The organism is Streptomyces sp. NPDC090088 (assembly GCF_044747345.1).
GTDB lineage: Bacteria > Actinomycetota > Actinomycetes > Streptomycetales > Streptomycetaceae > Streptomyces.
Genome location: NZ_JBIVDZ010000006.1, coordinates 660,617 through 680,771, shown reverse-complemented (window position 1 = coordinate 680,771; position 20,155 = coordinate 660,617). Strand labels below are relative to the sequence as shown.

General features: G+C 71.4%; 18 protein-coding genes. 4 read left to right on the top strand and 14 right to left on the bottom strand.

The features are described from left to right. Window positions 1-2 precede the first annotated feature (2 nt). Both purE and ACIPSJ_RS30915 read right to left on the bottom strand, forming a co-directional pair. Window positions 3-500: a 5-(carboxyamino)imidazole ribonucleotide mutase gene (purE, locus tag ACIPSJ_RS30920; RefSeq protein WP_359213139.1), complete on the bottom strand. Its 498-nt coding sequence runs from the start codon at window positions 498-500 to the stop codon at window positions 3-5. A gap of 20 nt (window positions 501-520) precedes the next feature. Continuing rightward, window positions 521-1,660, bottom strand: coding sequence for a 5-(carboxyamino)imidazole ribonucleotide synthase (locus ACIPSJ_RS30915; protein ID WP_359213016.1), 1,140 nt, complete (start codon window positions 1,658-1,660; stop codon window positions 521-523). 207 nt (window positions 1,661-1,867) lie between these two features. Between ACIPSJ_RS30915 and ACIPSJ_RS30910 the strand changes: the two genes are divergently transcribed. Further along, window positions 1,868-2,389: a GtrA family protein gene (locus ACIPSJ_RS30910; protein ID WP_355717357.1), complete on the top strand. Its 522-nt coding sequence runs from the start codon at window positions 1,868-1,870 to the stop codon at window positions 2,387-2,389. Between the two features lie 32 nt (window positions 2,390-2,421). Here the strand turns inward: ACIPSJ_RS30910 and ACIPSJ_RS30905 are convergent, their stop codons facing one another. Together ACIPSJ_RS30905 and ACIPSJ_RS30900 are read right to left on the bottom strand one after the other, a co-directional pair. Then, window positions 2,422-3,696, bottom strand: a complete 1,275-nt coding sequence (locus ACIPSJ_RS30905; protein ID WP_359213011.1) for an ATP-binding protein — start codon at window positions 3,694-3,696, stop codon at window positions 2,422-2,424. A 93-nt stretch (window positions 3,697-3,789) separates the two neighbouring features. Next, window positions 3,790-4,467, bottom strand: a complete 678-nt coding sequence (locus ACIPSJ_RS30900; RefSeq protein ID WP_355717352.1) for a response regulator transcription factor — start codon at window positions 4,465-4,467, stop codon at window positions 3,790-3,792. 490 nt (window positions 4,468-4,957) lie between these two features. Between ACIPSJ_RS30900 and ACIPSJ_RS30895 the strand changes: the two genes are divergently transcribed. Beyond that, window positions 4,958-6,454, top strand: a complete 1,497-nt coding sequence (locus ACIPSJ_RS30895) for an oligopeptide:H+ symporter (protein WP_359213007.1) — start codon at window positions 4,958-4,960, stop codon at window positions 6,452-6,454. Between the two features lie 135 nt (window positions 6,455-6,589). Here ACIPSJ_RS30895 and ACIPSJ_RS30890 read toward each other — a convergent pair whose 3' ends face one another. The 6 genes from ACIPSJ_RS30890 to ACIPSJ_RS30865 all read right to left on the bottom strand — a co-directional run bounded on the left by ACIPSJ_RS30890 (window position 6,590) and on the right by ACIPSJ_RS30865 (window position 11,834). Then, the gene (locus tag ACIPSJ_RS30890) at window positions 6,590-7,897 is read right to left on the bottom strand and encodes a hypothetical protein (RefSeq protein ID WP_401350916.1); all 1,308 of its coding nucleotides are present in this window, start codon (window positions 7,895-7,897) and stop codon (window positions 6,590-6,592) included. After that, complete coding sequence (locus ACIPSJ_RS30885) at window positions 7,894-8,964, bottom strand: hypothetical protein (RefSeq protein WP_401350914.1); 1,071 nt, start codon at window positions 8,962-8,964, stop codon at window positions 7,894-7,896. The genes ACIPSJ_RS30890 and ACIPSJ_RS30885 overlap by 4 nt, the downstream gene beginning before the upstream one ends. Next, window positions 8,961-9,833, bottom strand: a complete 873-nt coding sequence (locus ACIPSJ_RS30880) for a hypothetical protein (protein ID WP_359213001.1) — start codon at window positions 9,831-9,833, stop codon at window positions 8,961-8,963. Before ACIPSJ_RS30880 ends, ACIPSJ_RS30885 begins: the two co-directional genes overlap by 4 nt. A gap of 29 nt (window positions 9,834-9,862) precedes the next feature. After that, complete coding sequence (locus ACIPSJ_RS30875; RefSeq protein WP_401350912.1) at window positions 9,863-10,576, bottom strand: LPXTG cell wall anchor domain-containing protein; 714 nt, start codon at window positions 10,574-10,576, stop codon at window positions 9,863-9,865. Window positions 10,577-10,746: 170 nt separating this feature from the next. Continuing rightward, window positions 10,747-11,265 carry an ATP-binding protein gene (locus tag ACIPSJ_RS30870; protein WP_401350910.1) on the bottom strand — a complete coding sequence of 173 codons (519 nt, stop codon included), beginning with the start codon at window positions 11,263-11,265 and terminating at the stop codon, window positions 10,747-10,749. Between the two features lie 182 nt (window positions 11,266-11,447). Continuing rightward, window positions 11,448-11,834, bottom strand: a complete 387-nt coding sequence (locus ACIPSJ_RS30865) for an STAS domain-containing protein (RefSeq protein ID WP_401350909.1) — start codon at window positions 11,832-11,834, stop codon at window positions 11,448-11,450. A gap of 305 nt (window positions 11,835-12,139) precedes the next feature. Here ACIPSJ_RS30865 and ACIPSJ_RS30860 point away from each other — a divergent pair, with 305 nt between their 5' ends. Together ACIPSJ_RS30860 and ACIPSJ_RS30855 are read left to right on the top strand one after the other, a co-directional pair. After that, on the top strand, window positions 12,140-13,033 hold the full coding sequence (locus ACIPSJ_RS30860) for an RNA polymerase sigma factor SigF (protein ID WP_401350982.1): 894 nt from the start codon (window positions 12,140-12,142) through the stop codon (window positions 13,031-13,033). Between the two features lie 147 nt (window positions 13,034-13,180). Next, on the top strand, window positions 13,181-14,677 hold the full coding sequence (locus ACIPSJ_RS30855; RefSeq protein WP_401350907.1) for a ricin-type beta-trefoil lectin domain protein: 1,497 nt from the start codon (window positions 13,181-13,183) through the stop codon (window positions 14,675-14,677). A 1-nt stretch (window position 14,678) separates the two neighbouring features. On the opposite strand, the gene hutI is transcribed toward ACIPSJ_RS30855, so the two are convergent. From hutI to hutU, 4 genes are read right to left on the bottom strand one after another with little or no spacing between them, the layout of a single operon-like run. Then, window positions 14,679-15,857, bottom strand: coding sequence for an imidazolonepropionase (hutI, locus tag ACIPSJ_RS30850; protein ID WP_401350906.1), 1,179 nt, complete (start codon window positions 15,855-15,857; stop codon window positions 14,679-14,681). 20 nt (window positions 15,858-15,877) lie between these two features. Continuing rightward, complete coding sequence (locus ACIPSJ_RS30845; protein ID WP_401350905.1) at window positions 15,878-17,233, bottom strand: formimidoylglutamate deiminase; 1,356 nt, start codon at window positions 17,231-17,233, stop codon at window positions 15,878-15,880. Further along, window positions 17,230-18,447: an allantoate amidohydrolase gene (locus ACIPSJ_RS30840; protein ID WP_401350903.1), complete on the bottom strand. Its 1,218-nt coding sequence runs from the start codon at window positions 18,445-18,447 to the stop codon at window positions 17,230-17,232. The genes ACIPSJ_RS30845 and ACIPSJ_RS30840 overlap by 4 nt, the downstream gene beginning before the upstream one ends. Further along, a complete protein-coding gene (gene hutU, locus ACIPSJ_RS30835; protein ID WP_355717327.1) occupies window positions 18,444-20,108 on the bottom strand; it encodes a urocanate hydratase in 1,665 nt (554 codons plus the stop codon). Before hutU ends, ACIPSJ_RS30840 begins: the two co-directional genes overlap by 4 nt. Window positions 20,109-20,155: the final 47 nt, after the last annotated feature.

Sequence of the window (20,155 nt, the reverse complement as noted above, 5' to 3'; positions counted from 1 at the left end):
TCCTACTTGCCGAAGCCGAAGCCGTTCGAGCCCTCGGCCTTGGAACGCAGCCGCTTGCCCTTCTCGGTCGCCTGATCGTTGAGGTCCTGCTGGAACTCGCGCATCTTCTGCAGCAGGTCCTCGTCGTGCGCGGCCAGGATCCGGGCGGCCAGCAGACCGGCGTTGCGGGCGCCCGCGACCGAGACCGTGGCGACCGGCACGCCCGCCGGCATCTGCACGATGGAGAGCAGCGAGTCCATGCCGTCGAGGTACTTCAGCGGGACCGGGACGCCGATGACCGGGAGCGGGGTCACGGAGGCGAGCATGCCCGGGAGGTGGGCCGCTCCCCCGGCGCCCGCGATGATCGCCTTCAGTCCGCGGTCGGCGGCCTGCTCGCCGTACGTGATCATCTCGCGCGGCATCCGGTGCGCGGAGACGACATCGACCTCGTACTCGATCTCGAACTCGTCCAGGGCCTTGGCGGCGGCCTCCATCACGGGCCAGTCGGAGTCCGAACCCATGACGATGCCAACAACGGGGCTCATTCGGTGATCGTGCCTCTCAGGTAGCCGGCAGCGTGACGTGCGCGCTCGAGAACGTCGTCCAGGTCGTCGCCGTAGGTGTTGACGTGGCCGACCTTACGGCCGGGCTTCACGTCCTTGCCGTACATGTGGATCTTCAGTTTGGGGTCGCGGGCCATGCAGTGCAGGTACGCGGAGTACATGTCCGGGTAGTCGCCGCCCAGGACGTTGACCATCACCGTCCACTTCGCGCGGGGGCGCGGGTCGCCGAGCGGCAGGTCGAGGACCGCCCGTACGTGGTTCGCGAACTGGCTCGTGATCGCGCCGTCCTGGGTCCAGTGTCCGGAGTTGTGCGGGCGCATCGCCAGTTCGTTGACGAGGATGCGGCCGTCGCGGGTCTGGAACAGCTCGACGGCGAGGTGGCCGACGACCCCCAGCTCCTTGGCGATCCGCAGGGCCATCTCCTCGGCCTGCAGGGCGAGCGACTCCTCCAGCTCGGGGGCGGGCGCGATCACGGTGTCACAGACGCCGTTGACCTGCTGGGACTCCACCACCGGGTAGGCGACGGCCTGGCCGTGCGGGGAGCGTACGACGTTGGCGGCGAGCTCGCGGACGTAGTCGACCTTCTCCTCGGCGAGGACCGGCACACCGGCCCGGAAGGGGTCGGTGGCCTCCTCGGCGGTCTCGACGACCCACACGCCCTTGCCGTCGTAGCCGCCGCGCACGGTCTTCAGGACGACGGGGAAGCCGTCGCCCTCGGCCGCGAACCGGACCACGTCCTCCGCGTCGGCCACGATCCGGTGCCGGGGGCACGGGATGCCGATCGCGTCGAGCTTCGCCCGCATCACGCCCTTGTCCTGGGCGTGCACCAGCGCGTCGGGACCGGGGCGCACGGGGATGCCGTCCGCCTCCAGGGCCCGCAGATGCTCGGTGGGGACATGCTCGTGATCGAAGGTGATCACGTCGCAGCCGCGCGCGAACTCACGCAGCGTGTCCAGGTCGCGGTAGTCGCCGACGACGACATCGCTCACCACCTGGGCCGCGGAATCCTGAGGAGTGTCACTGAGGAGCTTGAACCTGATGCCCAGCGGGATGCCTGCCTCGTGCGTCATACGCGCGAGCTGACCACCGCCGACCATGCCGACTACCGGGAACGTCACGCCCCCAGGGTATCGGCCGCGCCGAGGTGGCCGGTTTCCCCTCTTGCGAACAGGGCTCTTACCTGACACTTCGGCGTCTCTTGCCCCGCTTTTCCGGTGCTCTTTCCAAGCCGTTTCCGACCTGTGTCGCCATCCACAGGCGTGGGACATACTGGGTCGTTAGCATGGCTGGGTCGCCAATACCTACGGACGGGAGCCCGCACAACCATGGAACGTGGTTCCTCGGGGCTGCAACGGCTCGTACGCGAGGTCGCCAAATTCGGCGCCGTCGGCGGGGCCGGCATTCTCGTCAATCTCGGCGTTTTCAACCTGGTCAGGCACGTCACCGAACTGCCGGTGGTGCGGGCGAGCGTCATAGCGACGGTCGTGGCCATTGTCTTCAATTACGTCGGCTTCCGCTACTGGACGTACCGGGACCGTGACAAGAACGGCCGCACCAAGGAACTCACCCTGTTCCTGCTGTTCAGCGCGGTCGGCCTGGTGATCGAGAACGGTCTGCTGTACCTGGCGACCTACGGATTCGGCTGGGACAGCCCGCTGCAGAGCAACGTCTTCAAGTTCGTCGGCATCGGCGTGGCGACCCTGTTCCGCTTCTGGTCGTACCGCAGCTGGGTCTTCAAGACCCTGCCGGCCCGCGAGACGGTCGCCGACGCGGAGGCCATCCTGGAGCAGGCGGCCGACACCGGGAAGCCCAGGCAGCGGGTCCGCCAGAACTCCCTCGCGGACTAGGACCGGGCCGGAGCAGATCGGGCCGGGCCGGGCTAGCGGACCATCGGCCGGTCCTCGTCCGCCGGCTTGTGCGCGGGCGGCGTGCGGGACAGGAACAGGCCGAACACCGGCGGCTGGGCCTGGAGCAGTTCGAGCCGGCCGCCGTCGGCCTCCGCGAGGTCACGGGCGACCGCGAGCCCGATCCCGGTGGAGTTCCGGCCGCTGATGGTCCGCTCGAAGATCCGGTTGCCGAGGTCGGCGGGCACCCCGGCCCCCTCGTCCGTCACCTCGACGACCGCCTGGTTGCCGGTGACCCTGGTCCGCAGCGCGACCGTGCCGCCCCCGTGCATCAGCGAGTTCTCGATCAGCGCCGCCAGCACCTGCGCCACCGCGCCCGGCGTGCCCACCGCGCGCAGATGCCGCTTGCCCGAGCTGACGATCGCCCGGCCCGCACTGCGGTAGGCGGGCCGCCACTCGGCGAGCTGCTGCTGGATGACCTCGTCCAGGTCGAAGGAGACGGCGGAGCCGGTCCGCGGGTCACGCGAGTTCGTCAGCAGCCGCTCGACGACGTCCGTCAGCCGCTCCACCTGCGTGAGCGCCACGTTCGCCTCCTCCTTCACGATGTCCGGGTCGTCGGTGAGGGTGATCTCCTCCAGACGCATGGACAGCGCGGTCAGCGGAGTGCGCAGCTGGTGCGAGGCGTCGGCGGCGAGGCGCCGCTCGGCGGTGAGCATCCGCCCGATCCGCTCGGCGGAGGAGTCCAGCACATCGGCGACCCGGTCCAGCTCCGGGACCCCGTACCGCTTGTGCCGCGGGCGCGGGTCGCCCGACCCCAGCCGTTCCGCGGTCTCGGCCAGGTCGGTCAGCGGCGACGCCAGCCGGTTGGCCTGCCGGATGGCCAGCAGCACGGCGGCGATCACCGCGAGCAGCGCGACGGCTCCGATGATCAGCAGCGTACGGCCGACCTCCCGGGTCACCGTCGACCGCGGCTCCTGGACGGTGACCGTCTCACCCTCCTCGCCGTCGGCCGTGTAGTGGATCACATCGCCCTCGGGCTTCGTCCCGAGCTCGATCGGCGGCTTCCCCGGGATCCGGATGACGGCGTACTGATCCTTGCCGACCTGACTGCGCAGTATCTCCGCGGTGATGTTCTCGTCCCCGAGAATCCGGCTGTCGACGATGCTGGCGAGCCGAAGCGCCTCGGAGTCGACCCGCTCCTGGGCGCTGTTGCTGATCGTCCGCGATTCGACGATCACCAGGGACACGCCGAAGACGGCGATGACGACGAGAACGACGGCGAGGGTGGACTGGATGAGCCGACGTCGCATTCAGCGCCCCTTCAGGGGCGCGGGGAACTGCGCGACCAGCCACACACAACGGTCAGTCGCGCACCCGTCCGAGCCACCCACGACGAATTGCACTTAACTCTTCTCGAACCGGAACCCGACACCACGCACCGTGGCGATGTACCGAGGGTTCGCCGCGTCGTCGCCCAGCTTCTTGCGCAGCCACGAGATGTGCATGTCGAGCGTCTTGGTCGACGACCACCACGTGGTGTCCCAGACCTCCCGCATCAACTGGTCCCTCGTCACCACGCGCCCGGCGTCCCGCACCAGCACCCGCAGCAGGTCGAACTCCTTCGCGGTGAGCTGGAGTTCCTCCTCGCCCATCCACGCGCGATGCGACTCCACGTCGATCCGCACCCCGTGCGTGGCCGGCGGCTGCGCGGGCTCCGCGGCACCGCGCCGCAGCAGAGCCCGCACCCGGGCGAGCAGTTCGGCGAGCCGGAACGGCTTGGTCACGTAGTCGTCGGCACCCGCGTCCAGGCCGACGACGGTGTCCACCTCGTCGGCCCGCGCGGTCAGGATGAGGATCGGCACGGCGTGGCCCTCGGCCCGCAGCCGGCGCGCGACCTCCAGGCCGTCCATGCCGGGCAGCCCGAGGTCCAGCACGACCAGATCGATGCCGCCCTGCATTCCGGCGTCGAGCGCGGTCGGTCCGTCCTCGCGCACCTCGACCTCGTAACCTTCCCGGCGCAGTGCGCGGGCCAGCGGCTCCGAGATGGACGCGTCGTCCTCGGCGAGCAGTACACGGGTCATGAGGTGATGGTAGTCCGCTTACGCGCAGTACTGGAGTGTGATCGGCACCCGGGATTCTTACCTTGGGGCACAGTGGTACGAACCTATGGGCGACAGGTGAGATCGTAGGACGGACCTTCGAAACCGCGCGCACGGTTCCCCCGACACCTGTGATCCGTGTCTCAAGTCCTTCCATATCCGGCAGTGTCCTGACGTACAGTGACGTGAACGCCTGTAGTACACCCGGGGACCTTTGGTGGTCATCTTGACGCTGAAGGTCTCTTTTGTGTGCGGGCTGGCCTGCCAGCCTCGAAAGGAATGACCTCTGGCCGGGCTCCGGACGCGACACAGCGTCACGGGGCGTGGATCCCGGTGGTCGCCGTCCGCCGCCCCGTGATCCGGGGCGGGCTCCCCCTGGGCGTGGGGTGGACGGTCCGACCCGCCGGTGCCGGCCGCTCCCCCCACGGGCGCGCACAGCCCCACCGCGCGCTCCGACCAGCAAGGAACGACCATGGCGTCCAGCCTGACGAAGGACTCGGTCCGACCGGGCACCCCCGGTTCCGAGAAGACCTTCTTCGGCCACCCCCGCGGACTGGCCACTCTCTTCATGACCGAGATGTGGGAGCGATTCTCCTACTACGGCATGAAGGCCCTGCTCCCGCTGTACCTGGTCGCTCCCGGCGGCCTGCACATGAGCGCGGCCACGGCGACGGCGATCTACTCCGTGTACCTGTCGCTCGTGTACCTGCTCGCCCTGCCGGGCGGCTGGTTCGCCGACCGTGTCCTCGGCCCCCGCAAGACGGTCGCCGTCGCGGGCGCGGTCATCATGCTCGGCCACCTGACGCTGGCACTGCCCAGCTCCGGCACCTTCTTCGCCGGCCTCGGCCTGGTCGCCATAGGTTCGGGTCTGCTGAAGGCCAACATCTCCACGATGGTCGGCCACCTGTACGACGGTCCGGACGACCCGCGCCGTGACGGTGGCTTCACGCTCTTCTACATCGGCATCAACCTGGGCGCGTTCGCCGCGCCGCTGGTCATCGGCACGGTCGGCGAGAACTACAACTGGCACCTCGGCTTCGCGCTGGCCGCGGTCGGCATGGCGCTGGGCCTCGCCCAGTTCCTGCTCGGCACCCGCCACCTGAGCTCGCGTTCGGACATCGTCCCCACCCCGCTGTCCGACGCGGAGAAGAAGGCGACGCTGACGAAGGCCGGCTTCTGGGCCGCCGTCGCCGCGGTCTTCTACGTCGTCGTCGGTGTCTCCGGCGTCTACACCCTGAACTGGCTGCTGGTCCCGATCACCATCGCCGGTCTGGTGATCCCGGTCGTCGTCATCGGCCGCATCAAGCGGGACAAGGACCTGGACCGCGCCGAGCAGTCCAAGATGAGCGCCTACATCTGGTTCTTCGTGGCCGCCGCCGTCTTCTGGATGATCTACGACCAGGGCGGTTCGACCGTCTCCCTGTTCGCCGACGCCTCCGCGAAGAACACGATCTTCGGCTGGAACTTCCCGGTCTCCTGGTACCAGTCCGTCAACCCGGTCATGATCATGGCGTTCGCGCCGGTCTTCGCCTGGGCGTGGCTGGCGATGGCCCGCCGGGGCAAGGAGCCGAGCACGGCCGTGAAGTTCGCCGGTGGTCTGGTGCTGATCGGTGCGTCGTTCTTCCTGTTCCTCGCGCCGCTGTCGATCGCCGACGGTGGTCACAAGGCCGCTGCGATGTGGCTGGTCGGGATCTACTTCGTGCAGACCGTGGGTGAGCTGATGCTGTCCCCGGTGGGCCTGTCGGTCACGACGAAGATGGCTCCCGCGAAGTACGCGTCCCAGATGATGGGCGTGTGGTTCCTCGCGGTCACCGCGGGTGACGCGACGACCGGGCTGCTGTCCATCGCGGGCGTCGACCTCAACAAGACGGGGATCGTGGCGTTCCAGGCGGTGCTGGCGGTGCTGGCCGGTGCGGCCGTGTGGATGTACCGGAAGAAGGTCCGGGAGCTCATGGGCGACGTTCACTGATCGTCTTCTGACGGAGGGCCACCGCATCTTTTGGATGGGGTGGCCCTCTTGCGTTTTCGGCAATCGGTTGTGTGTGGCTGGTCGCGCCCACGCGGCGGAGCCGCACATCAGATGCAGCCCCGCGCCCCTAGGGAACTACCTCGTCCTCTTTCGAGGCATGAAGGTGAAGACCGCGCCGCCCAGCAGGATGGCCGTTCCTGCCACCAGGCCCAGCGCCTTCAGGGCGCCGTTGCTGCTGTCACCGGTCTCCGCCAGGCCGCCGCTGCTCGATGACGACGAGCCGCCGGAGGTCGTCGTGCTGCCGGACGCGCCGCTCGCCTGTTCCGTGGTGTCGAGGGTCAGGGAGACCTCGGTCTTCGTCGGGGTGCAGGTCGTGGTCGTGCCCAGTGCCTCGACCGTCAGGACGCCCGGCGACAGCGTCGACTCGCCGCTCGCGCCCGGCTTGTACGTGCCCGTCAGGTCGGGGATCTTGATCGGGTCCCCGGTCTTGATCGCTTCGGAGTTCGTCGGGCCCTCCACGTGGACCGTGCCCGTGTCGGCGCCGCCCAGAACCACCTCCATCGACGGTTTCACCTTGTCCGCCGGGATGTCGGCGGGGCTGTCCATGACCGACCCGTTGAACTGCACGGTGAGGTCGAAACTGCCGCCGTCCTTCTTGGCGTTGATCTGCACCGGCGAGGTCGCGCTCTTGGGGCCGAGGGGCGTCTTGCAGGCGTAGGGGATCTTGACCTCCTTGCCCGTGAAGTCGGTCTGGCCGGTGCCGTCGGAGGCGGAGGCCGACGCGGAGGCCGACGCGGACGCGGAGGCGGAGGCCGAGTCGGAGGGGGAAGCGGACGCCGACGCCGACGCCGAGGTGCTGTCCGACGGGCTCGCCGAGTCGGTCGAACCGGTGCCGGTCACCTCGATCGTCGCCGCCTGCGGCACCGTCCCGGACGGGGTGCACACGGTGTCCGTCCCGTACGCGTTGACCGTGTACGCGTCCGGGGTGAGCGTCACCGAGCCCGGTGACGTCAGTTTCAGCGAGCCCGTCATGTCGGACAGCACCATGTCGCCGCCCTTGGGGATCGCCGGGTTCTCGCGCGGCCCCTGCATCGCGATGTCGGCGGTCTGGGCGCCGGCCGCCTTGACCGTGCCGGACGGCTGGACGGTGTTCGCGGGCAGGTCGATGATGTCCGGGTTCTTGGACGCGGCCTGCACGAACTTCCAGGTGATGTCGACCGTGTCACCGACCTTCGCGGTGGCGGGCGCGGTGATCTCGACCTTGGTGGTTCCGTCGATCGGATCGGCGACCCCGGCGGGCGGTACGCAGTGGGTGGCGTACGACACCTCGGCCGCCTGTGCGGTCCCGGCGGCCGCGCCGAGCAGGACGCCCGCCCCGCCGAGGACCAGCGCGGCCGCCGCCGCACCCGCTCTGACCGGTGTCACTCTCCTTCGCATGATCATGTGGGTCCCTTCGTGGTGGGAGTCGTAGGACTCGCCGGACTGTCGTCGTGCGGTGCGGAGAGCCGACCGGTGGCCGTGCCCGGATCGGTGTCGGGGGTGAACCACGGCAGGGTCGCGGTGGTGGCGGGGGCGGGCTCCGACGTGCGCAGGCGCGGCAGACGCAGGGTCGGGCGGTGCATCCCGCGATGGCGGATGCCGCCGGCGCGGGGCGGCCGTACCCGGTCCACCACCGCCATGCCGATGCGGAAGACCGCCGCCGGTACGACCACGCAGAGCAGGATCCAGAAGAGGGTCACGCCCCACGGGCGGCCGACGCCCCAGGGCTGCTCGGCGAGGACCTTGCCGTCGTACTTGAGGGAGACGTTGTAGTCGCCGTGCGCTCCGGCGGAGAGTTCGACGGGCAGTTCGACCCGCGCCTTCTTGCCGGGTGCGAGGGTGCCGCGCCACTGCTGCTCGTCCCACTGCGGGGCGAACACGCCGTGCGAGGTGCCGACTTGGAAGACGGGGTCCTTGAGGGTGCTCGACCCCGCGTTGCCGATGGTGAAGACGAGGGTCCGGGAGGGGGGTGCGCCGAACCAGGTCAGCAGGCCCGAGGAGCCGTCGAGGCGGGTGTCCGTGAGGATGGAGAGACGGCCGCCGGTGGACTCTTTGGGCAGTGCCTTCACGGGGTGTCCGGCGACCTGGAAGGCGGCGTCCGCGTCGGCGTTCGCCCCGGTCACGGTGGCCACGTGCACCACGCAGGGGCAGGGCACCGGGGGTTCGGCGACCGGGAGCCGCTTGCTGAAGTGGCCGTCGGCGTCGGTGGTGACGGCCCGGCCGTCGGCGTTGGCGCAGGAGTTGGTGCCGCCGATCACGCCCCGGGACGGGCTGGCCTGACCGCAGATCAGCATCATCAGCAGGGTGTGCGACCGCCAGCCGGTGCCGCTGACCGTGATCGAACCGCCGGTTCCGGCCTGGGACTCGGAGACCTTGACGGCCGGACCGCCGGCCGCCGCCGCCATGGGCGCCGCGGGCGCCAGCAGCAGCGCGCACACCGCCGCCAGTATCAGGACCGCACGCACTCTCACCTCGCCGCTCCCGTCAACTCGACGTCGGTGTCCGTGCCCGTCGTGGGCAGGGGTCCGGCCGGCCCGTCCCCGCGCCGCCCGCGCCGTTGTACGACCGTCACGGCCGCCCCCGCCGCCCCGGCCGTCAGCACGCCCGCGGTTCCGGCCACCGCACCCCAGGGCACGAACCGGGCGCTCGTGCCCGCGGTGTCGTGCGCGCCGCCCGCCGCCGTCGCCGTCAGCCGGACGTCGACCGCGTCCAGGGCCGGGTGGCCGGGCCAGGGTTCGCTGAGTTCGGTGCGGGTGCCGGGGGCGAGGCGGACCGGGAGGGCGCGCGGCGCCCGGTCCAGCAGGACCCGGCCGAGGAGGCCGTGGGCGCGCACCGCCAGCTTCGGTGCGAGCACGGTCGTACCCCTGTTGACCAGCTGGTACGTGATGCGGTCGCCGTGGACGGCGATGTGTTCGACGGTCAGCGCGGACAGGGTGGGGCCGCCGACCCTCAGGCGGATGCGGACGGTGGCGGTGCGGCCGTCGGTGTCCTTGGCGACCAGCGTGCCGGAGCGGTCGCCGGGGGCGGCGCCGGCCGGGACGGTCATCGTGAAGGGGACGTCGGCGCGGGTGCGGGCCGGGACGCGGATGTCCGGCTCGGCGAAGGTGAGGGGCACGCCGGTGCCCGACAGCCGTACCGTGACCGGCCGTCCGCCGGGGTTGCGCACCGACACGGTGTCCTGGAGGACCGTTCCGGGGGCGCCCTCGGCGTAGACGGACGGGCGGCCGGCGCCCGCGGGCGCGAGGGACCAGCCCTCGGCGGCCGCCGCGCGCGGGGTCGCGGCGAGCAGGGTCAGGACGGTGACGCCGAGGACACGGGCGGCGGACTGGGCGGACGGCATGGGCGGCTCCAGCGGTCGGACCCGGCGGGTCAGCGGCGTACGGTCTGGTTCCGCCGGGTCAGCCAGAGGGCGCCGGCCGCGCCCGCGAGCAGCACGGTGCCGCCGAGGGTGCCGAGGGCGACGAACGAGTCCTCGGGGCCGGTCTTGGGGAGGGTGCCCGCGGAGTCGGCGCCGGTGCCGCCGGAGGACGACGAGCCGGAACCGGTCGAACCGGATCCCGACGCGGTCACGTCCAGCGTCAGGGCGGGGCCGGGGTTGTTGGTGGGGTTGCAGGTCGTCGTCGTGCCGAGCGCCTTGATGATGAGCGTGCCCGGGGTGAAGGTCACCTTGCCGCTCTTCTCCGGCGTGTAGGTCCCGCTCAAGTCGTTGATCTTGATGGGGGTGTTGGCGGGGATCGCGGCCTGGTTGGGCGAGCCGGTCACGTTCATCGTGCCGCTGTCGGCGCCGCCGAGCTTGATGGTGGCGCTGGGGTTCATGGCGCCCTTGCCGAGTTCGACGGGGCTGGAGGAGACGCCCTTCTGCCAGGACATCGTGATCTTGTAGCCGCTGCCGCTCTTGACGCCCTTGATGTCGATCGGGGAGACGGCGCTCTTGTTGCCGATCGGCGTCTTGCAGGCGTAGTTGACGTCGACGACGGTGGCGTGCGCCGCCGGGGCGGCCAACAGCACCGCCGACCCGGCCAGCGCGGCGGCGGACACGAGCGCGGCGGTTCGCTTGGAGGACGGCACGACGGTCCACCTCATTCCTGACGGCGTATCAGATGGGCCGTCAAGGTACGCCGGGGCTCATGAGGAGGGAAGAGAAAGGGCGTGGCGGAAGTGTGGGGATGCCTGGCGCCCCGTAGGGGCGCGGGGAACTGCGCGCGCAACCACCCACCACCCGCAGCCGCGCACGAACACCAAGCCGCCGCCCCTTAGGCGGGTGCCCCCAACTCCGCCCAAACGGTCTTACCGGCCGCCCCCGGCGTCCGTACGACCCCCCAGTCCAGACACAGCCGCTGCACGATGAACATCCCGTGCCCACCCGGCCGCCCCGCCCGGTGCGGCGTCCGCGGCGCCGGCTGCCCGGTCCCCCGGTCCGACACCTCCACCCGGATCACCTTGTTGTCGCAGGCCAGGAACAACTCGTCCGGCCCCTCCGCATGGAGACACGCGTTGGTGACGAGTTCGGAGACCACGAGCAGCACATCCTCGGCGGCCGCCCGCCGGTCGGCGGTCGCCGCCGGCAGCCACCCCCACGCGTACAGCGCCTGCCGGGCGAAGTCGCGGGCGAGTGGAACGACCCCGCTCTCGCCGTCGAGACGGATCCTGCGGACCTGACGACCCCCCGACGAGGCGGACGGCGCCTCGGACGCCGTCCCCTCGGACATCCCGGAAGCGCCGCTGGGCTCCGGGCCGCGGTCGCCCGGCGGGTAAGGCCGGGTGGTGCTCATCAGCGCTTCACCTCACCGTTTCACCGGTTCACGATTCAAAGAGTTCGTGTGCTGCAGTGTCGTACGGACCCGTCGGCATGAGCCACTCAAGCGTGGCCGGGTGGGTCGCCGACAGATCCAGAATCTCTCCTGCCCGACCGATCCGCCGGAACACCCCCCGGTTCCGGACGCCGGGCCCGGGCTCAGCCCTTGTCGCCGGTTTCGTCGGCCAGGGCCGCCTCGACGGAGTCGTGGACGGTGAAGACCGCCTCGGCCCCGGTGATCTCGAAGACCCGGGCGACGACGGGCAGCATCCCGGCGAGGTGCACCCCGCCACCGGCGGCCTCGGCCCGCAGCCGGGCGCCGAGCAGCACGTTCAGCCCGGTGGAGTCGCAGAACTCAAGGCGTGAGCAGTCGACGACAAGGCGTGAGAAGCCTTTGCCGAGTAGATCGTCGAGCGGCTCGCGCAGCAGATCGGCGGTGTGGTGATCGAGCTCACCCGCCGGAATCACGACGGCGCTGGAGCCCTCTTCCCGCACCTCCACCAGCAGCCGGCCCGACTGTGCGCTGCCGACCGTCCCGTGGTCCATTGCCGTCTCTCTCCCGAGGTCGTGACCGCTTCTGCCACCGTCTGACCGATGTCTGACGATGCCCACCGATGTCCGCCGAACGCCGTGTCGACGCCCTCGAACATTACGCCTTCTGCACGCAACCCGACACCCGAACAACCTCTCAAATCCGGACACATACTAATAGAACGGACTTGCGAGTGGCTCGGCGGAGCGGGTAGGGCTAGTAGGGACACGCAAACCGACACGGCCGGCTTTGGAGGCGCCGCACACCGCAGTGCACGCACGGCTTCGGCAGCCTTATGCCGAGAACGATGGAGGACACCATGTCACCCCGGCTCGACGCATCGCATACCCGGACGGCGACGTCGACACCCCCACCGGAACAACTGGATGCCATCGAGGGCAGTGTCGCGGGGCTCGGACTCCCCGAGATCCCCCCGTACGACGAGGTCGGCGCGGTCGACGCGCGAGCCCTGTCCAAGACCCTCTTCGAGCGGCTGGAGTCGCTGGAGGAAGGCACGTACGAGTACGCGTACGTCCGCAACACCCTCGTCGAGCTGAACCTCGCGCTGGTCAAGTTCGCCGCCTCCCGCTTCCGCTCGCGCAGCGAGCCGATGGAGGACATCATCCAGGTCGGCACGATCGGCCTGATCAAGGCGATCGACCGCTTCGAGCTGTCCCGCGGTGTCGAGTTCCCCACCTTCGCGATGCCGACGATCATCGGCGAGATCAAGCGCTTCTTCCGCGACACGTCGTGGTCGGTACGGGTCCCGCGCCGCCTCCAGGAGCTCCGCCTCGACCTCGCGAAGGCGGGCGACGAACTGGCCCAGAAGCTGGACCGCGCGCCCACCGTCGCGGAGCTGGCCGAACGCCTCGGCCTCTCCGACGACGAGGTCGTCGAGGGCATGGCCGCCTCCAACGCGTACACCGCCTCCTCCCTGGACGCGCAGCCGGAGGAGGACGAGTCCGAGGGCGCCCTCGCGGACCGCATCGGCTACGAGGACCACGGCCTCGAAGGCATCGAGTACATCGAGTCCCTGAAGCCGCTGATCGCCGAACTCCCGCCCAGGGACCGGAAGATCCTCTCCCTGCGCTTCGTCGCGGGCATGACCCAGTCGGAGATCGGCGACGAACTCGGCATCTCCCAGATGCATGTGTCCCGGCTGCTCTCCCGGACGCTGGTACAGCTGCGCAAGGCGCTGACGCTGGAGGAGTGAGCCGGGTCGGCGGTCGCAGCGCCGGGGCGACGGGGGGACCCGCGCCCCGGCCCGCCACGTCTTTGGCCAAAGCTCCACGCGCAGCAGCACCCACGCCCCAAACTGGCCGGTACGTCAGCAAGGACGCCCGGCGACAAGGGGTGCACGATGGTCCAGGACAACCCGCCCTCGGACACGCGCCTGACCGAACTCCTGCGCACCCCCACCGCCACCGCGTACCCCGCGCTCCAGGAACTCCGCGGCCGCCACCACTCCGCGGTGCTCGCCTACGCCCGCCTCTGCACGGCCGGCGACGCGGCGGCCCGCCGGCTGACCGCGGACACCTTCACCACCGCCGCCCGGGAGATCGCGGGCGGCGCCGAGCCGGTCGTCCCGCTCCGCCACCATCTGCTCCTGCTGACCGCCCGGCTGGCCGCCGACTGGCCGCACGACGAGCGCTCGGCCGCCCTGGACCCCACCTTCCTCCTGGTCCTCAACTCCTCCGGCACCGGCGGCGCCCCGACCCCGCCCCTGCTGCCGGCGTTCCAGTCCCTGCCGTCCCGCGCCCAGGGCCTCATCTGGTACGACGTCGTGGACCGCGAGCCCCGCGCCCTGACCGTCGCCCACCTCGGCCTGACCCCCGAGGACGTCCGCCACGGCACCCCGCCCGCCCTGCACTCGCTGGCCCAGGCCTGCCTCCGCACCCGGCTGGCCGCCTCCGACGACCCCCGCTGCGCGGACTTCCGCCGCCTGATCGAGGAGTCGGTACGCCCGGAGAACCCCCGGTACAGCGCCGACCTGCACGCGCACATGGCGCACTGCCCGCACTGCACGGCGGCGTTCGAGGACCTCACCGCGCTGCGGGACACCCCGCGCGAGACGCTGGCGGAGGGGCTGCTGCCCTGGGCCGGAACCGCGTACGTACGACACGACACCCCGCCAGCGCCGCCCGCCGACCCCCTGCCGCCGCACCGGCGCCGGCCCCCGTCCCGCCGTCTCCTGCTGACCTCCACGGCCCTGGCCGCGGCCCTGATACCGCTGCTCCTCTACCTGCTGACCCGCCCGGACTCCCAGGCCCGGACCGGGGCGGCCGCGACACCACCGCCCGCGAGCCCCCAGGTGACCGTGACGGCGACGACGACTGTGTCTCCTACGGGGGCCGCGTCGCCGTCGCCGTCGCCGTCCCTCGTGTCCCCCACGTCCAGTGGTATGTCACACAGCACGTCCCCCACCCCGACCCCGTCCCCCACCCCGAAGCCCCCGGGCGCCGCCTACACCCAGGTCGTGAACGCCGCCACCGCCCGCTGCCTGGACGTCCTCGACGCCGACTTCGACAACGGCACCGACGTCGTCACGGCCCCCTGCTCCGGTTCCGCCACCCAGCGCTGGCGCGTCGACGAGTCCCGGGGCGTCCTGCAGTCCGCCGAGGACCCCGACTTCTGCCTGGACAGCCGGGGTGCGATCGACAAAGGCGTCGGCATCTGGCAGTGCTCCTCGATCGACGGCGACCACGGCATCAACCTCCGCTTCACCGTGACCCCCGACGGCGAGATCCGCCCGGCCATCGCCCTGGAGACGGCCCTCACCCCCGACGGCGACGACCAGCTCTCCCTGGACCGGGTGACCGACAGCACCCCCCAGCACTGGCGGGCGGGGGCGCGCTGACTCAGGCGCCGACCCGTACGCCCCGCCGCCACACCTCGCTGACCAGCGGAACGCCCGGGCGGTAGGCCAGGTGGACGTGGCTCGGGGCGTCGAGAAGGATCAGGTCGGCGTACGCGCCGGGGGTGAGGCGGCCGATGTCGTCCCTCCTCAGGGCCTTCGCGCCGCCCGCCGTCGCCGACCAGACCGCCTCGTCCGGGGTCATGCGCATGTCCCGTACGGCCAGGGCGATGCAGAAGGGGACGGAGGAGGTGAAGGAGGAGCCCGGGTTGCAGTCCGTGGAGAGGGCGACGGTGACGCCCGCGTCGAGGAGGCGGCGGGCGTCCGGCCACTCGGCCCGGGTGGAGAACTCGGCGCCCGGCAGGAGGGTGGCGACGGTCCGGCCGTGGGCGAGGGCGTCCACGTCGGCGTCCGTCAGGTGGGTGCAGTGGTCGGCGCTCGCCGCGTCCAGTTCGACGGCCAGCTGGACTCCGGGGCCGTAGGAGAGCTGGTTGGCGTGGATGCGCGGGGTCAGGCCCTTCGCCCGGCCCGCCGTGAGGATCGCGCGGGCCTGGTCGCCGTCGAAGGCGCCCTTCTCGCAGAAGACGTCGATCCAGCGGGCGTGGGGGGCGCAGGCGTCCAGCATCTCGCCGGTGACGAGGGAGACGTAGGCGGCCGGGTCGTCGGCATAGTCCGGGGAGACGATGTGGGCGCCGAGGTAGGTGACCTCGTCGGTGTGCTGTGCGGCGATGCGCAGGGCCCGTGCCTCGTCCTCGACCGTCAGGCCGTAGCCGGACTTGGTCTCGAAGGTGGTGGTGCCCTGGCGGAGGGCCTCGGCGAGGTAACGCGTGAGGTTCCGCTCCAGTTCCTCGTCCGTGGCCGCCCGGGTCGCCGCGACCGTCGTACGGATGCCGCCGGCCGTGTACGAGCGGCCGGACATGCGGGCGTTGAACTCCTGGGTGCGGTCGCCCGCGAAGACCAGGTGGGAGTGGGAGTCCACGAAGCCCGGCAGCACCGCCCGGCCGCCCGCGTCGACCCGGTTGTCAGTGGCGGGTGCTTTGCTGGATTCACCGGTCCACACGACCCGGTCGCCGTCGATGACGACGGCCGCGTCCTGGATCAGACCGAGAGGGGAGTTGTCACCGAGGGAGGGGTCGTTGGTGACCAGCGTGGCGATGTTGGTGATGACGGTGCTGCTGCTCATGGTGTCCTCGTGGGTGGTCGTCAGGCGCGAAGGGCTTCGACGGCCCGCGCGAGGGCCTGGGGCACATCGGGTACGAGGGTGTGCGCGCCGTCCCGTACGACGTGGCGGCCCGCGACGACCGTGTGCCGTACGTCCGCTGCCGTCGCCGCGAATACGGCCGTCTCGGCGCCGAGCCGCGGCACCGGTCCCGCTGTTCTGACCGAGTCGAGCGCGATCGTCGTGAGGTCGGCGAGCATGCCGGTCTCGATGGCGCCCGCGTCGTCCCAGCCGAGGGCGGCGTGGCCGTCGGCGGAGGCGGCGCGCAGCAGGGCGGCGGCCGTCCAGTGGCCCCGGGTGCGGGTGCGCAGCCGCTCGTTCAGCTCCATCGCGCGTGCCTCTTCGAGCAGGTCGATGACGGCGTGGCTGTCGGAGCCGAGGGAGAGCGGGGAGCCCGCGCGCTGGAGGGCGACGGCCGGTCCGATGCCGTCGGCCAGGTCGCGCTCGGTCGTCGGGCACATGCAGGTGCCGGTGCCGGAGCCGCCGAGCAGGGCGATGTCCTCGTCGGTGAGGTGGGTGTTGTGGACGCCGGTGGTGCGCGGGCCGAGGACTCCGTGGTCGGCGAGCAGCCGGGTGGGGGTGACTCCGTGGGCGGCCTGGCAGGCGTCGTTCTCCGCCGTCTGCTCGGACAGGTGCACGTGCAGCGGGGCGCGCCGCTCCTCGGCCCAGCGGGCCACGGTCGCCAGCTGGCCCGCGGGCACGGCCCGTACGGAGTGGATCGCCGCTCCGATCCGTGCGTGATCCCGTTCCTTGAGAACTGAACAGCGTTCTGCCCAGGCCTCCGCGCTGCCGTCGGAGAAGCGGAGTTGGTGGGCGTTGGGCGGCTCACCGCGGTGCTCATTCAAGATGGCCGCGGACAGATACGCGGTGTCGAGGAGGGTGATGCGGATACCGGCGTCGGCGGCGGCCGCGATCAGCGCCTCGCCCATGGCGTTGGGGTCGGCGTACCGGGTGCCGTCGGGGGCGTGGTGCACGTAGTGGAACTCGCCGACGCAGGCGATGCCCGCCAGCGCCATCTCGGCGTACACCGCGCGGGCGAGCGCGTGGTAGCTGTCCGGGGTCAGCCGGTCGGCGAAGGAGTACATCAGCTCGCGCCAGGTCCAGAAGGTCCCGGAGCCGACCTGGACGGTGGAGCGCAGGGCGCGGTGGAAGGCGTGCGAGTGGGCGTTCGCCAGGCCGGGGAGGGTGAGACCGCGCAGGATCTCGGCGCCCGGCGGCGGCGCGGGGACCTCCGTCCGCACGGCGGTGATGCGGCCGTCGGCCACCTCCACGGCGACGCCCGGCTCGACGTAGGTGTCCAGCCAGGCGTACTCCAACCAGTACGTCGTCCGTGTCGTCACGCGCGGGCCAGCCCTTCCAGTACGTCGGCGAGCGCGCTCACCCCGGCCACGCAGTCGTCCTCGGCCGCGAACTCGGCCGGGGAGTGCGAGACGCCGGTGGGGTTGCGCACGAACAGCATGGCGGTCGGGATGCTCCCCGAGAGGATCCCGGCGTCGTGTCCGGCACCGGTGCCCAGGACGGGCACGGTCAGACCGGTGTCCCGGCCGAGGACGCGGCCCAGTTCGTCGCGCAGGGCGTGGTCGAACTCGACGACCGGGGTGAAGGACTCCCGGACCACGTCGAGATCGATGCCGTGCGCCTCCGCGTACTCCCGGGCCGCCTTCTCGATGCCGCCGACGACGGTGTCGAGGGTGGCCTGGTCGGCGGCGCGGGAGTCGAGCCAGCCGCGCACCAGGGAGGGGATGGCGTTGACGCCGTTCGGCTCGACGGCGATCTTGCCGAAGGTGGCGACGGCACCGGCGAGTTCGGCCTCGCGGCGGGCGGCGAGCACGGTCTCGGCGTAGGACAGCATGGGGTCGCGGCGGTCGGCCAGCCGGGTGGTGCCGGCGTGGTTGGCCTCGCCCCGGAAGTCGAACCGCCAGCGTCCGTGCGGCCAGATGGCACTGGCGACGCCGACCCGGTCCCCGGACAGGTCCAGCGCCCGGCCCTGTTCGACATGGAGCTCGACGAAGGCGCCGATGCGGGCGAGCCGCTCGGGGTCGGCGCCGATGGCGTCGGGGTCGTATCCGGCGGCCTCCATGGCCCGGGGAAGACTGATCCCCTCACCGTCGGTCAGCCGGTGCGCCTGCTCGACGGTCAGCTGTCCCGCCGTCAGCCGCGATCCGACGCAGGCGAGCCCGAACCGGGCGCCCTCCTCGTCGCCGAAGTTGACGATGGCGAGGGGACGGGTGAACTCCGCCCCCCGCGCGCGGAGTTCGTCGAGCGCGGCGAAGGAGGACACGACGCCGAGCGGGCCGTCGAAGGCGCCGCCGTCCGGCACGGAGTCCAGGTGCGACCCGGTGACGACGGCGTTGCCGGCGGCGGGGTCACCGAGCCAGGCCCACTGGTTGCCGTTGCGGTCGACCTCGTAGGTCAGCCCGCGTGTCTCCGCCTGCTCCTGGAACCAGGCGCGGCAGTCGGTGTCGGCACCGGTCCAGGCGTAGCGCCGGTAGCCGCCGGAGGCGGAGCTGCGGCCGACCGGCAGCAGCTCCGCCCACATGCTGTGGAAGGTCACGCGTCGTCACCTTCACGCATCGGCACGCGCACGCCCCGCTCCTGCGCGACCGACTCCGCGATGTCGTACCCGGCGTCCACGTGCCGGATGACGCCCATCCCGGGGTCGTTGGTGAGCACGCGGCGGATCTTCTCGCCGGCCAGCTTCGTACCGTCGGCGACGGTCACCTGCCCGGCGTGGATGGAGCGGCCCATGCCGACCCCGCCGCCGTGGTGGATGGAGACCCAGGAGGCGCCGGAGGCCACGTTGACCATGGCGTTGAGCAGCGGCCAGTCGGCGATCGCGTCGCTGCCGTCGAGCATGGCCTCGGTCTCGCGGTAGGGGGAGGCCACCGAGCCGCAGTCGAGGTGGTCGCGGCCGATCGCCAGCGGTGCGGCCAGCTCGCCGCTCGCCACCATGTCGTTGAAGCGCTCGCCGGCCTTGTCCCGCTCGCCGTAGCCGAGCCAGCAGATGCGCGCGGGCAGGCCCTGGAAGTGGACCCGCTCCTGGGCCATCTTGATCCAGCGGCCGAGGGACTCGTTCTCCGGGAAGAGGTCGAGGATGGCCTTGTCGGTCTTGGCGATGTCGGAGGCCTCGCCGGACAGGGCGGCCCAGCGGAAGGGGCCCTTGCCCTCGCAGAAGAGGGGGCGGATGTAGGCCGGGACGAAGCCGGGGAAGGCGAACGCCCGCTCGTAGCCCGCGAGCTGTGCCTCGCCGCGGATGGAGTTGCCGTAGTCGAAGACCTCGGCGCCGGCGTCCATGAAGCCGACCATGGCCTCGACGTGCTTGGCCATGGACTCGCGGGCGCGGGTGGTGAAGCCCGCCGGGTCCTTGGCGGCGGCGTCGGCCATGTCCTCGAAGGCCACCCCGGTCGGCAGGTACGACAGCGGGTCGTGCGCGGAGGTCTGGTCGGTGACGATGTCGATCGGGGCGCCCTCGGCGAGCATCCGCGGGAGCAGCTCGGCCGCGTTGCCGAGCAGGCCGATGGAGAGCGGGCGGCGGGCGTCGCGGGCCTCGGTGGCCAGCTGGAGGGCGTGCTCCAGGCTGTCGGCCCGCACGTCCAGGTAGCGGTGCTCGATACGGCGCTCGATGGCGCGCGGGTCGCAGTCGATACAGATCGCGACGCCGTCGTTCATCGTCACGGCGAGCGGCTGGGCGCCGCCCATGCCGCCGAGACCGGCGGTGAGGGTGATGGTCCCGGCGAGGGTGCCGTTGAACTTCTTCGCGGCGACGGCGGCGAAGGTCTCGTAGGTGCCCTGGAGGATGCCCTGGGTGCCGATGTAGATCCAGGAGCCGGCGGTCATCTGGCCGTACATGGTCAGGCCGAGGGCCTCCAGGCGGCGGAACTCCTCCCAGTTGGCCCAGTCGCCGACCAGGTTGGAGTTGGCGATGAGGACGCGCGGGGCCCACTCGTGGGTCTGCATCACGCCGACCGGGCGGCCGGACTGGACCAGCATGGTCTCGTCCTGCTTGAGGGTGCGCAGGGTGCGGACCATCGCGTCGAAGGAGCGCCAGTCGCGGGCGGCCTTGCCGGTGCCGCCGTAGACGACGAGCTTGTCGGGGTGTTCGGCGACCTCGGGGTCGAGGTTGTTCTGCAGCATCCGCAGGGCGGCTTCCTGCTGCCATCCCAGGGCACTCAGTTCCGTACCGCGCGGCGCTCGTACGGGGCGGGGTCCTGACATGGTCTGCCTCCTGGTGTTCCTACGGTTATTCACATCCTGACCCGCTG

What these genes read in the sequence shown, in the direction of transcription:
- purE (WP_359213139.1), bottom strand. Translation starts at nt 500, where the DNA reads ATGGGTTCGGACTCCGACTGGCCCGTGATGGAGGCCGCCGCCAAGGCC.
- ACIPSJ_RS30910 (WP_355717357.1), top strand. Translation starts at nt 1,868, where the DNA reads ATGGAACGTGGTTCCTCGGGGCTGCAACGGCTCGTACGCGAGGTCGCC.
- ACIPSJ_RS30905 (WP_359213011.1), bottom strand. Translation starts at nt 3,696, where the DNA reads ATGCGACGTCGGCTCATCCAGTCCACCCTCGCCGTCGTTCTCGTCGTC.
- ACIPSJ_RS30900 (WP_355717352.1), bottom strand. Translation starts at nt 4,467, where the DNA reads ATGACCCGTGTACTGCTCGCCGAGGACGACGCGTCCATCTCGGAGCCG.
- ACIPSJ_RS30895 (WP_359213007.1), top strand. Translation starts at nt 4,958, where the DNA reads ATGGCGTCCAGCCTGACGAAGGACTCGGTCCGACCGGGCACCCCCGGT.
- ACIPSJ_RS30890 (WP_401350916.1), bottom strand. Translation starts at nt 7,897, where the DNA reads ATGATCATGCGAAGGAGAGTGACACCGGTCAGAGCGGGTGCGGCGGCG.
- ACIPSJ_RS30880 (WP_359213001.1), bottom strand. Translation starts at nt 9,833, where the DNA reads ATGCCGTCCGCCCAGTCCGCCGCCCGTGTCCTCGGCGTCACCGTCCTG.
- ACIPSJ_RS30875 (WP_401350912.1), bottom strand. Translation starts at nt 10,576, where the DNA reads ATGAGGTGGACCGTCGTGCCGTCCTCCAAGCGAACCGCCGCGCTCGTG.
- ACIPSJ_RS30870 (WP_401350910.1), bottom strand. Translation starts at nt 11,265, where the DNA reads ATGAGCACCACCCGGCCTTACCCGCCGGGCGACCGCGGCCCGGAGCCC.
- ACIPSJ_RS30865 (WP_401350909.1), bottom strand. Translation starts at nt 11,834, where the DNA reads ATGGACCACGGGACGGTCGGCAGCGCACAGTCGGGCCGGCTGCTGGTG.
- ACIPSJ_RS30860 (WP_401350982.1), top strand. Translation starts at nt 12,140, where the DNA reads ATGTCACCCCGGCTCGACGCATCGCATACCCGGACGGCGACGTCGACA.
- ACIPSJ_RS30855 (WP_401350907.1), top strand. Translation starts at nt 13,181, where the DNA reads ATGGTCCAGGACAACCCGCCCTCGGACACGCGCCTGACCGAACTCCTG.
- hutI (WP_401350906.1), bottom strand. Translation starts at nt 15,857, where the DNA reads ATGAGCAGCAGCACCGTCATCACCAACATCGCCACGCTGGTCACCAAC.
- hutU (WP_355717327.1), bottom strand. Translation starts at nt 20,108, where the DNA reads ATGTCAGGACCCCGCCCCGTACGAGCGCCGCGCGGTACGGAACTGAGT.